General features: G+C 64.8%; 17 protein-coding genes. 2 read left to right on the top strand and 15 right to left on the bottom strand.

From position 1 onward, the window contains the following. Window positions 1–4: 4 nt before the first annotated feature. The 9 genes from K5R33_RS11315 to K5R33_RS11275 form a co-directional block, all read right to left on the bottom strand. Window positions 5–418: a DUF3168 domain-containing protein gene (locus K5R33_RS11315; protein ID WP_220749159.1), complete on the bottom strand. Its 414-nt coding sequence runs from the start codon at window positions 416–418 to the stop codon at window positions 5–7. Then, window positions 415–762, bottom strand: coding sequence for a head-tail adaptor protein (locus K5R33_RS11310; RefSeq protein WP_220749158.1), 348 nt, complete (start codon window positions 760–762; stop codon window positions 415–417). Before K5R33_RS11310 ends, K5R33_RS11315 begins: the two co-directional genes overlap by 4 nt. Then, entirely contained in the window at window positions 759–1316 is a 558-nt protein-coding gene (locus tag K5R33_RS11305; RefSeq protein WP_220749157.1) for a head-tail connector protein, read from the bottom strand. Before K5R33_RS11305 ends, K5R33_RS11310 begins: the two co-directional genes overlap by 4 nt. Before the next feature lie 143 nt (window positions 1317–1459). Further along, window positions 1460–2605 (bottom strand): phage major capsid protein, encoded by a 1146-nt coding sequence (locus tag K5R33_RS11300; protein ID WP_220749156.1) that lies wholly within the window; start codon window positions 2603–2605, stop codon window positions 1460–1462. Window positions 2606–2638: 33 nt separating this feature from the next. After that, window positions 2639–3166: an HK97 family phage prohead protease gene (locus K5R33_RS11295; protein ID WP_220749155.1), complete on the bottom strand. Its 528-nt coding sequence runs from the start codon at window positions 3164–3166 to the stop codon at window positions 2639–2641. Between the two features lie 28 nt (window positions 3167–3194). Next, a complete protein-coding gene (locus K5R33_RS11290) occupies window positions 3195–3497 on the bottom strand; it encodes a hypothetical protein (protein WP_220749154.1) in 303 nt (100 codons plus the stop codon). A 3-nt stretch (window positions 3498–3500) separates the two neighbouring features. Further along, entirely contained in the window at window positions 3501–4649 is a 1149-nt protein-coding gene (locus K5R33_RS11285) for a phage portal protein (RefSeq protein ID WP_220749493.1), read from the bottom strand. Window positions 4650–4711: 62 nt separating this feature from the next. Beyond that, complete coding sequence (locus tag K5R33_RS11280) at window positions 4712–6109, bottom strand: DNA-packaging protein (RefSeq protein ID WP_220749153.1); 1398 nt, start codon at window positions 6107–6109, stop codon at window positions 4712–4714. Beyond that, window positions 6012–6341, bottom strand: a complete 330-nt coding sequence (locus K5R33_RS11275) for a hypothetical protein (RefSeq protein ID WP_220749152.1) — start codon at window positions 6339–6341, stop codon at window positions 6012–6014. The genes K5R33_RS11280 and K5R33_RS11275 overlap by 98 nt, the downstream gene beginning before the upstream one ends. A gap of 346 nt (window positions 6342–6687) precedes the next feature. Here K5R33_RS11275 and K5R33_RS11270 point away from each other — a divergent pair, with 346 nt between their 5' ends. Both K5R33_RS11270 and K5R33_RS11265 read left to right on the top strand, forming a co-directional pair. Continuing rightward, the gene (locus K5R33_RS11270) at window positions 6688–6939 is read left to right on the top strand and encodes a hypothetical protein (protein WP_220749151.1); all 252 of its coding nucleotides are present in this window, start codon (window positions 6688–6690) and stop codon (window positions 6937–6939) included. Between the two features lie 316 nt (window positions 6940–7255). Then, window positions 7256–7615: a hypothetical protein gene (locus K5R33_RS11265; protein ID WP_220749150.1), complete on the top strand. Its 360-nt coding sequence runs from the start codon at window positions 7256–7258 to the stop codon at window positions 7613–7615. Window positions 7616–7667: 52 nt separating this feature from the next. Here K5R33_RS11265 and mltG read toward each other — a convergent pair whose 3' ends face one another. From mltG to K5R33_RS11235, 6 genes are all read right to left on the bottom strand, one after another. After that, window positions 7668–8837, bottom strand: coding sequence for an endolytic transglycosylase MltG (gene mltG, locus K5R33_RS11260; RefSeq protein WP_220749149.1), 1170 nt, complete (start codon window positions 8835–8837; stop codon window positions 7668–7670). Between the two features lie 20 nt (window positions 8838–8857). Continuing rightward, window positions 8858–10114: a beta-ketoacyl-ACP synthase II gene (gene fabF, locus K5R33_RS11255; protein WP_220749492.1), complete on the bottom strand. Its 1257-nt coding sequence runs from the start codon at window positions 10112–10114 to the stop codon at window positions 8858–8860. Window positions 10115–10220: 106 nt separating this feature from the next. Then, on the bottom strand, window positions 10221–10997 hold the full coding sequence (locus K5R33_RS11250) for an enoyl-CoA hydratase-related protein (RefSeq protein WP_220749148.1): 777 nt from the start codon (window positions 10995–10997) through the stop codon (window positions 10221–10223). Between the two features lie 125 nt (window positions 10998–11122). Continuing rightward, window positions 11123–11632, bottom strand: coding sequence for a DUF2087 domain-containing protein (locus tag K5R33_RS11245; protein WP_220749147.1), 510 nt, complete (start codon window positions 11630–11632; stop codon window positions 11123–11125). A 206-nt stretch (window positions 11633–11838) separates the two neighbouring features. Continuing rightward, window positions 11839–12294, bottom strand: coding sequence for a cytochrome c-type biogenesis protein (locus tag K5R33_RS11240; protein ID WP_220749146.1), 456 nt, complete (start codon window positions 12292–12294; stop codon window positions 11839–11841). Further along, a complete protein-coding gene (locus K5R33_RS11235) occupies window positions 12291–14264 on the bottom strand; it encodes a heme lyase CcmF/NrfE family subunit (protein WP_220749145.1) in 1974 nt (657 codons plus the stop codon). Before K5R33_RS11235 ends, K5R33_RS11240 begins: the two co-directional genes overlap by 4 nt. Window positions 14265–14318 lie beyond the last annotated feature (54 nt).

Genomic DNA, 14318 nt, shown 5'->3' with positions numbered 1-14318 from the left:
CTCCTCAGGAAGTTTCGTCGTCAAGCCGCGCGCGGAACCACAGGTCGATGCGCCGGGTATCCTCGCCCTCATCTCGCCGGGCCTTCGCCTTCAAAAAACGGAGGGAGACCACGCGCCCCCGGCTCATCACCAAAGCCGCCGACAACAGGCTGTCGGACACCTGGGCCGCGACCGCCTTGGCCGCCATGAACCCGTCTCGGGACGTCACGACGCTGATGCGCAGATCATGGCGCGCGCCAGAGCCGGTCTGATCGGATCGGTCGGTCACGTCTTCCGGGCCGAGCGCCACAAAGAGATCCGGGGCCACCTGCGGCACTGCATCAAAGATCGCCCCGTCGATCAGGCTCTCCAGCGCAGGGTCCGACGCCAAACGGCTATAGATCGCCATCTGCAAGCTGTTGCCCATGGCATAGGTCATGGCGCGCCTCCTGCCTCGGGCATCTCTGTCGCTAAAATGGTGAGGTAACGGCCCGCGGAGTCGCTCTCATGGACCGCGTCGATGACAAAGGTCCGGGGGCCGTCCAACATCCGATGCCCCGGCCAAGGCCGCGCATCATGATCGCTAGGGACGGCATGGGTGAGAATTCTGACCTTAAGACGGGCCGTGTCTCCGAACTCGGTGGCCTTCAGGCTGCCCGAGCGCATACGAATCTCGCACCATAGGGCCCCCCGGGACACCCAGGTGCGAACAAAGCCGCCGGCACCGTCAGCCGTGTCCACCGGCACCTGATGCGTCATCCGCCTGTTGAAGGTCCGGCTCATAGAGCAGCCCTCCCCAGACGGCGGACGCGCCAGGGCGCCAGCAACGTCTCTATCATCGGCATCACAGCCGAGATGTCGCCACTGTCCAACCCCTCCGCCGTCAGCAGGACAGCTTGGCACATCGGATCGGGCAGCGTGTCCCAAGTGCCCCACCCCGCCCAAAGGGTAACTTGCAACACTGCGCCGGTTGAGACCGTGTGCGGCAACACAAGACAGGGGGTTTCCGGGTCCTCCTCGACCCGCGCGCCGACGATGGCGGTCGTCTGACCATCCCGCATCTCAGACACGGACAGCACGTCCGTCACCGGCGCCACGGGCAAAGCAATGCGATCACTGCCTTCGGACGGGCCGCACAAAACAACCTCCCGCGCGATCATCACCTTGCCCAAGCGGCGCTCCACCATGCCGATGGCACCACGCAAACGCTGCCGCAGCCGGGCATCCTGACCGGGCACAGTGGCGTAGCCCTCAGCCAACCTCAGATGCGCAGCCAGCTGCTCCACCGGCAGCTGGGCGTCAGTCAGGGCCTCGGTTTCTAGAACCATCAGAACCATAGGGTCCTCCGCAGGAAAGTGTTCGTGAAAATGACGGGACCGGCACGCCGCGCGTGCGGACCAAGGCCGGAAGCCCACCGGCCCCGTCCCCTGCCCCCGCCGCCGGGAACAGGGATCGGCAGACGCCCCTCAGGGCACCTCGGTTAGGCCACTGCGCACTTGAGCAGTTTGATCGCTGCAAAGTCCGTCACGTCCCCACCCACGCGCTTGGTGGCATAGAACAAGACATGGGGTTTGGCGCTGAACGGGTCGCGCAAGACCCGCAGGTCGGGCCGCTCCGCAATGGTGTAGCCTGCACCGAAATCACCAAACGCGATGGCCGTGGCGTTCGTCCCAACATCGGGCATGTCTTCGGCGATCAGCACCGGATACCCCATCAACTGCGCCGGCTGACCGGCGGCCAGGCTGTCCGTCCAAAGGAATCGCCCATCGGCATCCTTCATCTTGCGCACGGCACCGGCGGTCTTGGAGTTCATGACAAAGGCCGCGTTCGCCCGGTACTTAGCACCCAGGGCATAGACCAGGTCGACAATCGCATCGGCAGGCGAGGTCGTATCAAAGTCATCGGCAGCACCCGTCGCCACATAGCCCAGGTTGCCCCAAGCCCAGGAGGCTTCGTCGACAGCGGTATAGGTCAAAAAGCCCTTGGGCTTGTCGATCCCGTCCCCAACCACAAAGGCCGCGGCCTCAGCGGTGGCGAACTTGTCGGCGATGCGCCCGGCCAGCCAGCCCTCGATATCGAAGGCCGCATCATCGAGCAGACGCTGGGACGCCTTGGGCATGGCCGACAACTCATGCAGCGCGATGGAGATACGGTCGAACTGGGGCGAGGTTGTCTCGCTCACCGACCCCGTCTCGGTGACCCAACCCGCGCCCATCTCCGTATGGTCCACCAGCACATCGTAGGAGGTCGCCTCGACGTTGACCACATTGGCCACCGCCCGAAGCGAGGCGGCCGAGGTCAGCACCGATTGTACCGTTTCGGCGGTCTGCGGATCGACCAGATAGCCACCCTCGGCGGCCACGGCGGTGTTCATGGACTTGCCGTCCATCTCCAGGGCGCGCAGCCCGTCGTCATCGCCCGACCGCAGATAGGCATCCATGGCCTTCTGGTGGGGGGCGTCGTCGGCCATTGCGGTCTCAAGCTGGGGACGTTGGGTCTTATAGGTCATTTTCAGACGCTCTTCCTGTTGCTGCATGTCTCGGGTGATCTGATTGCGGAAGCCTTTGAAGTCGCTGACCAAACCGGCCAACGCCTCCGTGACTTCCCCGACGCCGTCATGGCTCATCGGGCTCTCCTTCGTTGGATCAATGCGGCGGCTTCAGTCGCGCGCCAGTTCAAGACGCGCGGCCTGGATTGCCCGCGCCACGTCACGCAGAGGGTCCGCCTTGGCCCCCACCCGCGCACTGGGCAGCATTGGAAACGTCACCAGCGACACCTCCCAAAGCTCCAGTTCCTGCAGGAGCCTGCGCCCCTGACTGTCCTTCACGGCCCGTTTGACCGTGTATCCGATGCTCAGCCCGTCCAGCGCGCCCGCCTCGATCAGCGCCGCGGCTTCGCGGGCCTTCTCGACACCGGGCAACAGCCGTCCCTCGACATAGAGGCCGCGCTTGTCTTCCCGGACAACGTCCCAGACGCCGATCACCTGGGCCGGGTCGTGCTGCCAGAGCATCTTGATGCTGCGCCCTTCGGCATCTGCGCGCGCGAGACTGTCGCAATAGGCACCGGGCGCGACCACATCGCGGCCCGTGTCCTCGACCCCGAACCAGCTGGCGTACCCCGTAATCCGGGCACCCTCCTCCAGCCGCACGGAGGTCTCTCCGTGCGCGAACTTCTTTTCCAATGTCATGGTGCGTCTCCTCGCCCCTATGCGCCGGTCACACCGGCATGAACGCGCCGCTCATCACGAACGACATGAAGCCGCCGACGATGGCCGCGACGATCAGCCAGACCAGGCGCGAGATCAGACCGTCGATCCGATCCAGCCGCGCGTCGATCCGATTGAACCGCGCCTCCAGCCCGTTCTGCTTTTCCTTGTTGACCTCCCGGTCGGTCTCCAACCGGCCGATGATCATCTCGACCCCGGCCAGTCGCGCCTCCAGCCTGGCAAAGACCGCGTCGGTCTCCTGAAACGGCGCATAAAGGTACCGTGACCCGCCCCCGCGGGCGTCCCCCGCCATGGCTCACACCTCCAGCGCGGGCAGACCCAGCATCCGCCGCTTCTCGTCATTGGTCAGGAAATCCGCACTGGCGATCCGCGCCCACTCCGCATCCCGCTCCGCTTGCAGGGCGGGCACGCGGTCGCGGTCCGGCTCAATCCGCATTGGCTCCTGTCCATGTTGCGACAACCAATGGGACAGCGCCTCGACCACCTTGCCCACCAGCGGCAACACGGTCAGGCGATAGAACGCCCGGTTCGCCTCCACGTAATTGGCATAGGTCGCATCCCCCGGGATCCCCAGCATCATCGGCGGCACGCCAAAGGCGGTGGCGATCTCGCGGGCGGCGGCCTCCTTGGTCTTCTGGAACTCCATGTCCGAGGGCGAGAATCCCATGGGCTTCCAATCGAGCCCCCCTTCCAGCAGCATCGGCCGCCCCGCGTTCCGCGCCCCCTGGTGGTTCGCTTCCAACTCCGCCGACAGACGGTCAAACTGATCGGGGCTCAGCCCCGGCTCACCCTGATGCACAATCGCGCCCGAGGGCCGCGCCGCATTGTCCAGCAACCCCTTGGACCACTTCGAGGCCGCGTTGTGGACGTCAATCGCGCTCGCCGCCGCCTGCATGGGCGATAGGCCATAGTGGTCATCCTGGGGGTGGAACATCCGCACATGACAGATGGGGGAGACCTCACCCACCTTGAACCGGTGCTTCCGCCCCCCGACCGCATAGTCATAGGCCACCGGCCAACCATCGGCCCCGGGCACCACCGACATCCGATCGGACCGCAGCACATGAAGCTCCAGCGGCAAGCCCTCGGCTCCCACCGCCTCCACGAAGGCATCGCCCGACAGCATCAGCTGCCCGAACAGCGCCTCGAACCACTCGGCCCGCCCCTGGGCGCCATTGGGTCGCGCCAATAGGTCGACCACCGGATGTACCTCGAACCGAGCCATGCCGTCGCCGCAGACCAGCGGCACCGCCGCCGCTGCCTCCGCGATCAGCTTTACCGCCCGAAAGCCCACCGGGTTGCCCGTGAACCCCGTCCGCACCATCGACCCAGTGTCCCGAGGCGACCAGACCGACCGGCCTGCCGTGCCCCAGGCGACCACACGCCCCGTCGCCGAGGCCTTCGCCGCCTCCGGGGCTGCATCCTTCCTGCCAAATCCGAACATCGCCCGTTCCTTCATCTTGCCCATAAAAAAGGGGCGCCCGCCCGCGCCCCGCTCATCCTTGGTCAAAGCTGCCGCATCCGCGGCCCCGCCCCCTGCCTGGCGGGATCCAGCATGGCCTCCCACAGCGCCCAGACCAGCGCGTCCACCCGGTCGGGCGAGCCCCGCCCCTGGTAGCCCGTGGCCCCCATCCGGCACATCTGATCCTCTAGCCGCGCCAAACCCCGCGCGTGCCGCACTCGGCCCTGCTCGTAGAGCGCTGCCACCGGCTCCGCTCGAACGCCCTTGGCCGCCCGCGCCGTGACCTTCCGATAGGCCACCAAGGGCGCCACTTGGCGCAACACGGCTTCGATCATCTCGCCGCCCTGATTGCCCTCAGCCACCACGCGGTCCGCGTTCCAGCGGTCGTAGGCCGAGGCCACCGCCGCCGCCCATTCCGTGGGCGAGGCGGCACTGACCGTGGCATCCTCCAACACCCAAGCGCGCCAGTCCTGCGGCGCCCCTTGGGTCATCGCGCCGACAACCACGATCCCCGTCTCGTCCGAAGCACCGCCCGAACTCACCGCCGGGTCCACGCCGACTATCACCCGGTCGAACGCCTCCGGCGGATCCCCCCGCAAAGCGTCCAAGCCAGAGGTCGTCCAGAACGCCCCCTCCATGTCTTCCAGCAGCACGCCGTCCAACTCCTGCCGACCCAGCCGCGTGCCCGCGTATTTCGCGCGGACCTCCTCCAAGAAGCCGCGCGCCAGATGCGCCCGGTTCGCCTCGGTCGGCGCATGGGTCGACACGGTCGTGGGCCGCGCCAAAACCTCCTTCAACACCTCTACGTTGCGGGGCGTCGTCGTCACCACGGCGCGGGGGTCCTCTCCCAGCCGCAGACAAAACTGCAAGTTGTCCCAGGTTTCGGACCCGCGCTTCCACTTCGCCAGTTCATCCACCCAAGCCGCGTCGAACTGAGGTCCCCGGAGGGCCTCCGGGTCATGGGCCGAAAAGGCCTGCGCCTCCGCCCCGTTTTCCCAAACCAGCTTCCGCTGCCCGGCCTTCCAGACCGGGCGGCGGTCTGGGGGCGAACAGGCCAGTATCCCGCTCTCCCCCTCAATCATCACGTCACGCACCTGTTCATAGGTCTCCCCGACCAGCGCGACGCGCCGCGCGAACCCAGGCTGCAGGGCGCGCGGCCCTTCCACCTGGGACCGCACCCATTCCGCACCGGCGCGGGTCTTCCCCGCGCCGCGCCCGCCCAAGATCACCCAGGTCCGCCATGTCCCCACAGGCGGCACCTGATGATCCAGGGCCCAGAAGTCGAACAGCCAGGGCAACGACGCCAAGGCATTGTCACTTAAGCCGTCCAGAAAGACCTCCCGCTCAGCCTCGCTCAAGCAGGAGATCGAGGCGGCGCCGGACTTCAGCCCGCGCACTGGCCAGGTCAAGCCCGTCCCCTCCGCGTTCGATCCGTCCGGCATCCGCCACCTTCCCTTCTAAATCCACCGCCTGAGAGACGGCCTTGGCAAGGTCCCGGCTCAGCTTCAGCACATCGTCGGGTTTGATCCCGTCGATAGGTGTCTCAGCCAATTCCAGAGCCTTGCGATCCAATACATCCCGCAGCGTCTCCATGCTGCGCAGCGCCGAACGCGCCCGTCCTTCGACATCGCCCAGGTCGGTATCCCCGGCGACCACACTCGTTTCCTCGATCATGAACTTGCTCCCGTGCAGGTTTCCCCGGTCCGCACGATCGAGACAAAAAACGAGGCGCCCCAGGATGTCTCCCGATCCGCGCCTCGCCCATGTCTTCCAGCTTGTCCCAAATGTGTTCGTGAGCGTTCTGTGGGTCAACGGAAATATTCCGTGATCGTCGATAATTCTTAAATTACTGATTATGTTATATATTTACGAACTGCGCACATTTGCGCCTAAGCCAGAGCACTGCGCCATTCAACCCTAGAGTCGCCAGCATCCCTCCGCCAAAGTCAGGCCACCAAGCACACCTTGGTCGGACGCATCGCATATCGACCCGTCCGAGATTTAACGAAAGGAATAGCCTATGAAGACCCCAATCGCTTTGGCGGTATCTCTCGTCGTGGCCGTCCCCGCCGCTGCCGCGGACCTGCGCATCATCGTGCAAAGCACGAAGCCGCCCGTCATTTTGCAAGGCAATGAAACACTCAGCGAGGCATCCGCCGTCGACATGGTGTTGACGCCCCTGGGTGACAGCGGCTTTGCCTTCACGAACGCGGCTGGTCAAATCGTGGTCAAGGTCCCAGAGGGCAGATCCGTCGACATCTCAACCGAGTAAGGCGGATCGCTGCCAGGGACGACGCCTGTCCATCCCATGGCACGTGTCCCGACCAGGGCGCAGGTGCAATGGGCGGGGCACTGTCACCAGCGACGGACGTCTTCCCAAAGGACCAACGTATCGAAGGCGGGTTTGCACCGATCCAAAGACTGTCGGCAACATATTGATTTAGTGCGTATTTCGTTAGGATCTCGCCAACCTGTTCCAGGCTGGCGACCGATATCTTCGGAACCTGATCCCAAACCCGCCGTTTCTTTTCCAGACATCGCGGCCCGCATTCAACGTCTCGCGGGCCGCACATTGGAAAGGTTACGACATGTCCAAGACGCTTATGACCACCGCCGCCGCCCTGCTCATCACCGCACCTGCCGCCTTTGCGCAGATGGCATCAACCGGCATCAAGGGCATCGCCTATGTCGATGGCAGCGTCACAACCGAGAGCCCACTGATCGACCAGGCCGCCGCAATCAATCCGACCGACGCGGATGCGCTGATTACGTCTTACAGCTCGGCGGAGCCGGTCGTGATCCAAGGCGGCAAAGTGCTGAGCGACGCCCAACCAATCGATATGGATCTGACGGCAGTGCCCAATACCGAGTTCACGTTCACGAACGCCGCAGGCCAGGTCGTCATCATGGTGCCCGCCGGGCGCGACGTGGCGGTGGTCGACAAATAAAGACTTGTCACATCAGACACGTAGAAAGGGACGGCACATCGCCGTCCCTTTTTCAATTACCGCTGGTGGATTGCCGAGCCGCTTCAATCGCCCGCCACGCAGCAACGTTCCGATTGTGTTCGGCCAAGGTCTCGGCGAACGCATGGCCTCCGGTCCCATCGGCCACGAAAAAGATGAAATCGGTCTCTTCGGGATCCATGGCCGCGCGGATCGCAGCGGCGCTTGGGTTGGCAATCGGCCCCGGCGGCAAACCATCAATCCGATAGGTGTTGTAGGGCGTGGTCCGGTCCAACTCGCTCCGCCGCAAACCACGGCCGAGGCCACCCTGGCCGTTCGTGATCCCGTAAATCACCGTCGGGTCCGTCTGCAGACGCATCCCCTGGTTTAATCGGTTTACGAAGACGGCGGACACCAACCGACGCTCCTCGGCGACACCGGTCTCCTTCTCGATGATAGACGCAAGCGTCAGCGCCTCCTGCGGCGTCTCCAGCGGCAGACCTGGCACCCGCGCCGCCCAGGCCTCCGCCAGGATCCGCTCCTGCGCCACGCGCATCCGCTGCAACAGGTCTCCGGCGTCGGACCCCCGGGCCACGTCATAGGTATCGGGCGCCAGGCTGCCTTCGGGCGGCACGACCAACCCGTCGACCCCCTCTAGGAAATCGGCGCCCTTCAAGCCCTCGACCACCTCCCAGGAGGTCAGGCCAGGCGCAACCGAGACCCGCCAGGTGATCGGCACACCCCTTGCCACAAGGTCGGTGTAGGCCTCCGGCGTCGCGTCCACACCAGGCGCAAAGGTGGCGACCTCCACCGGCGCATCCTGCCCGGGGACACGCTCCCGAACGCGCACCTCAGGCCCGCGCGCGCGCAACAAGTAGGTGACCGTGTAGGGGAAGACAGAAGGCCCGCCCGCTGTGATGATGTCCAGCACCTCCGGCATCGACGCCCCCGCCGGGATCTCATAGGTCCCGAACTTCAGGTCACGATCCCGTTCCGCATATTTCGTTCCGATGCGGAAAATACTGTCAGAACTGACGATGCCATCCCGCGCCAGTGCCACGCTCACGCGATCCAGATTTGCCCCGCGCGGTACTTCAAAGAACGCGGCTTCGGCCAGCGGCCCAGGCTCCGCCCAACGGCTTTTGCCAAGCTGCACCAGACCCGCCAGGCACACGATCACCACGATCCCGAGGGTCAAGGCATTCGCCGCGATATGCTTCCACATCAGAGGGTTCCGTTCCGATGTTAATGTGGTTTCGACAAGATAAGCGTCGCATTCGTACCGCCAAACCCGAAGGAATTCGACAGGACCACGTCAATCTTCCGCTTCTCGGCAACCTTCGGCGCAAGCGACAGCTTTGTGTCCACGGCGGGCGTGTCCAAGTTCAAAGTGGGCGGCGCGATCTGGTCGCGCAAGGCCAGGATGCAGAAAATAGCTTCTACCGCGCCGGCAGCGCCCAGCAAATGGCCCACGGCCGACTTCGTCGACGACATCGTGACCTTGCCCGCATGGTCGCCCAGCATCCGCTCTACCGCGCCCAACTCAATGGTGTCCGCCATGGTCGAGGTGCCGTGGGCGTTGATGTAGTCAATGTCCCCCGGCGTCAGACCCGCATTCTTGAGCGCGGCCCGCATGGCCCGTTCCCCGCCCTCGCCATCCTCAGACGGAGCGGTGATGTGATAGGCGTCGCCCGACAATCCATAGCCGCGCACTTCGGCATAGATCTTGGCGCCCCGCGCCTTGGCGTGCTCGTATTCCTCCAGCACCACGACCCCGGCGCCCTCCCCCATGACGAAGCCATCGCGGTCCTCAGAATAGGGGCGCGAGGCCGATTTCGGGTCGTCGGCGAACTTGGTCGAGAGAGCCTTACAAGCATTGAACCCAGCGATGCCAATCTCGGAGATGGGCGATTCTGCCCCGCCCGCGACCATCACGTCCGCGTCACCCAACATAATGAGACGCGCGGCGTCGCCAATGGCATGGGCGCCCGTCGAACAGGCGGTCACCACCGCATGGTTCGGGCCTTTGAAGCCGTATTTGATGCTCACTTGACCGGATACGAGGTTAATCAAGGCCGAGGGGATAAAGAACGGTGACACGCGGCGCGGCCCCCGTTCCTTCAGCAGGACGGCGGTATCCGCGATGGCCGATAGGCCGCCGATCCCTGATCCGATCATAACGCCCGTGCGCAGCTTGCCCTCTTCGCCAGGGGTCCAGCCGGAATCCTCCACCGCTTGCTGAGCTGCCGCCATACCATAGAGGATGAACTCATCCACTTTGCGCTGTTCCTTAGGCGCCATCCAATCGTCGGGATTGAACGTTCCGTCAGTGCCGTCACCGCGCGGGACTTCGCAGGCATAGGTCGTTGCCAAGTGGCTGGCGTCAAAGCGCGTGATCGGCCCGGCGCCCGACTGCCCGTCGATCAAGCGGCGCCATGTCTCTTCGATCCCGCAGGCCAGCGGTGACACAATTCCCAGACCCGTCACGACAACGCGGCGCAATTCCATGAGCTCGATCTCCCCAACACGTGCCGCCTGATACGACGCGACCGCGACCGGGGGCAAGGCATGGCGGAAGCCGGGCGGTGACCCGCGCGCGCGTCCCGGCCTACCGCCCTTCGAACCGCGCGGCGCGCTTTTCTAGAAAGGCCAGCACGCCTTCCTTGAAATCGCGGGTCTGTCCGGCCTGACCCTGCAACTTGGCCTCAAGGGCGAGCTGCTCATCACGGGTGTTGTCGAAACTGCCCCGGATTGCCTGTTTGACAGCGGCGTAGGCCGTGGACGGCCCATTCGCGAGGTGCTGCGCCCGTTCGGCCCAGACGTCGGCGAAGCGCTCGTCGGGCGCGGCCTCCCAGATCATGCCCCAATCGCTGGCCTGTTGGGCGGTGACCGGCTCCGCAAAAAGCGCGGCCCCCATGGCCTTGGCCGTCCCGATTTGACGCGGCAACCAATAGGTCCCGCCCGCGTCTGGAATCAGACCGATGCGCGTAAACGCCTGAAGGAACACGGCGCTTTCGGTGGCGATGACAACGTCACACGCGAGCGCCAGGTTGGCCCCCGCCCCCGCCGCAGGGCCGTTAACGGCGGCGATGGTTGGGATCTCACAGTCAAAGATCGCCTTCAGCATGGGCTCATATTCGTCGCGCAGCGTCCGCTCCAGATTGAGCGTGTTCATGTTGGAGCGGTCGCCCAGGTCCTGGCCGGAGCAAAAACACTTGCCCTTGCCCGTCATGACGAGCACGCGGGCCTGCCGTTCGGCGGATTGCACCGCGTGCAGGATTTCAGCGCGCATCTGCGTCGAAAGCGCGTTCATCACATCCGGGCGGTTCAGCGTCAGGATGCCCACCCCATCTCGGAAGCTCAGGCGGATCGTTTCGTAGTTCATGGCGCGGCTCCTGCCCATCGGGTTGCGACGGACCCTTGGCCCGCTGTGGCAAGGCCCCCGGACATAATACCCAGGGGCCGTCCCTTAAGGCTTAGGCAAACAATTGCCCGCAGGAAAGCGCGACATCACGGCAAGACAAGCCGGATCAGCGCCCGTTGAGTCGATGTTGGCGCGCGGTTGATCCGGCGGTATTCGCTGCCATCCCGGGTCCGGGTCAGCATCCCCTCACCCACCATCTCGCGGCGGATGCCCGCCGCATCGCGGAACGTACAGAGCGCATGAATCTCATCGGAGATTTGCCGCTCCGTCCGCACGCCGCGGGGATCCAACCGCGCCCAGATGGGCCAGAGGCACAACATGCGAAGCGACCGCTTAGTGGGCCAACCGGTGAAGCGGCCTTCGGCGTCGAATCGGGCAGCAGCCCGGCGCACCTGAGCCAGATTCGGGGGCGCTTCGGTCGGTGCTTCGCCCCACCCGCTGGCGGCCTTGAGGTGTTGGAAATTGCGATAGCCCGCCGCGCGCGCCACATGGTTGAGCATCGTCTGATGGGGGATGTCACCGGGCACCTGATGTCGCAGGCTGCGGGTGAATTGTGTCACGTCCTCTAGGACGAGTGGGAAGGCTTCCCTCGGCATGGTCGATCTCCTGCCGCCAACGCGCCACCCCATAGAGGAGTGTCGGGGGACCGCCCTTGCCCGCCGGAAGGCGGAGTGGATCGTTGATCTATCAACGTCTCAAAGCAGGTTCAGCGTACCCCAAGCGGGGCGGCGGTGCCTCGGTGAACTGCGGACCGTGTGGAGCTCATACCGCAGGACACAGCCAAAGGTCCAGGGCCGGTCGCTCAGTCCTCAGCCTTGAGCAGTTCCCGCACGCGCGCCTCTTCCGCGTCAGACAACCCATCGGGCACGGCGCGGCGCTGGCGCGTGATATGGGCCGTGGCGACACCTGCCCCCAGCAAAAGCAGCGCGAGCGGCGCGCCCCACAGCAACAGCGTTGAGCCGGAGGCTGGCGGGTTCAGCAGCACGTATTCCCCGTATCGATCCACGACGTAATCGATCAGTTCTTCGTCGGTATCCCCAGCGACCAGGCGTTCACGCACCAGGAGCCGCAGGTCGCGCGCCAAACCAGCGTTGCTTTCGTCGATGCTCTCGTTTCGGCACACGAGGCAGCGCAGACCCTTGGATAGCTCGCGCGCCCGTTCCTCAAGCACCGGATCATCGAGCACTTCATCTGGCTGCACCGCTGCCACGGGTCCCGCGAAGAGGAGCAAGCACGCTCCGATGAGCGCGGCCCTCATTCTGCGGGCACCCCGGCCACGGGCGCCTTGCGCCGGGCACCCCCCGCCACGCGATACCGGCGATCCCCGAGGGAGACGAGGCCACCCAGGGCCATGATGATTGCGCCACCCCAAATCCAGTTGGCAAATGGCTTGATATAGACGCGAACCGCCCAGCCACCGCCCTGCTGCGGATCACCGATGACGGCATAGACGTCGCGCAGGAACCCATTGTCGATGCCGGCCTCGGTGGTGGGCATTTGCGCCACAGGGTAAATGCGCTTTTCAGGAATGAGCACGCCAATGTCGCGCCCGCCCTCGTAGACATGCATTCGCGCCATGGTCGAGATGTAGTTCGGTCCCTGCACGCGGCTGACGTCTTCTAGAACGACCTCATAGCGCCCAAGCTCCATACGGTCGCCCACGGCCATGATCTCGATCTTCTCTTGCTCCCATGCGGTCAGACCAGCGACCCCGAAGATCGTGATCCCCAACCCGCCATGGGCCAGCGCTTTGCCCCAATCTGCACCCGGCAGCCGGGTCAAGCGCCGCAAACGATCCCCAACCGATCCGCGGCCCGTCCGCGTGGCCAGGTCAACACCCGCACCGACGACCAGCCAAACACCCAGGGCAACCCCAAGCGGCCCGCCCAGGCTTTGACCCGTCTGCATGGCCCAAATGAGACCGGCCACAGCGACGGACAGAACGGCGACGGGCACAAGTTTGCCCCAATGGGCGCCGCCCCCACGCTTCCACGGCAAGATGGATCCCAGGGGCAGCAACGCCGCCAGCGCGATCACGAAAGGCGTAAAGGCTGCGTTGAAGAACGGCGGGCCGACGGACAGCTTCCGATCAAACGCCACTTCGGCCACCAGCGGCCAGATCGTCCCGATGAACACAACGAAACAGGACACAGCGAGGAGCAGGTTGTTGGCGACAAGCGCACTTTCGCGGCTAACCACGCCAAACACGCCTTTGGCCTGCATGACCGGTGCGCGGACCGCGTAGAGGAGTAAGGCGCCACCGGTGAAAATCGCCAGGATCGCCAGGATGTAGACCCCGCGCTCCGGATCATTCGCGAAGGCGTGGACCGACGTCAGGACGCCAGACCGAACGATAAACGTCCCTACCAGCGAAAAGCCAAACGCCAGGATTGCGAGCAAGATCGTCCAGGCCTTCAGCGCCTCGCGCTTCTCCACCACGATGGCGGAGTGCAGGAGCGCAGCGGCGATGAGCCAAGGCATGAACGACGCGTTTTCGACCGGGTCCCAGAACCAGAAGCCGCCCCACCCAAGCTCGTAATAGGCCCACCATGACCCCAACGCGATCCCGATGGTCAGGAACAACCACGCCGCCAGCGTCCAAGGCCGTACCCAGCGCCCCCAGGCCGCGTCTACGCGCCCTTCGAGCAAGGCGGCCACGGCGAAGCTGAAGGCCATCGAAAGGCCGACGTAGCCGAGATACAGAAACGGCGGGTGAAAGGCCAGGCCAGGGTCTTGGAGCAGCGGGTTCAGATCCTCCCCGTTGAAGGGGGGAAAAGCCAGCCGCTCGAACGGGTTAGAGGTGAACAGGATGAACGCGTAAAACGCCACGCCCACACTTGCCTGCACACCCAAAACGCGGGCGCGCAGCGTCTCAGGCAGTTGCTGTCCGAACCAGGCCGCAGCTGCTCCGAACAGCGCCAGAATAAGCACCCAGAGCAAAAGCGATCCCTCGTGGTTCCCCCAGACGCCCGAGATCTTATAGAGCATCGGTTTGTCCGTGTGCGAGTTCAGGACCACCAGTCTCAGTGAGAAGTCGGAGGTCACAAAAGCATAGGTCAGCGCGGCAAAGCTGAACCCGACCAGCAAGACCTGGATCGTCGCCGCGGGCGAGGCCATGGCCATCCACCCGCTCCAACGATAATGGGCGCCGACCAGCGGCACAACCGTCTGCGCGATTGCGACCGCGAAGGCGAGGATCAGGGCGAAGTGACCGAGCTCAATAATCATGGCCCTGTGTATATCCCCCGGACCATGGATCGCCAATGGGGTGCGGCGTCACGC

Source organism: Jannaschia pagri (genome assembly GCF_019655435.1).
GTDB lineage: Bacteria > Pseudomonadota > Alphaproteobacteria > Rhodobacterales > Rhodobacteraceae > Jannaschia > Jannaschia pagri.
This window is presented reverse-complemented; position numbering and strand designations above follow the sequence as displayed.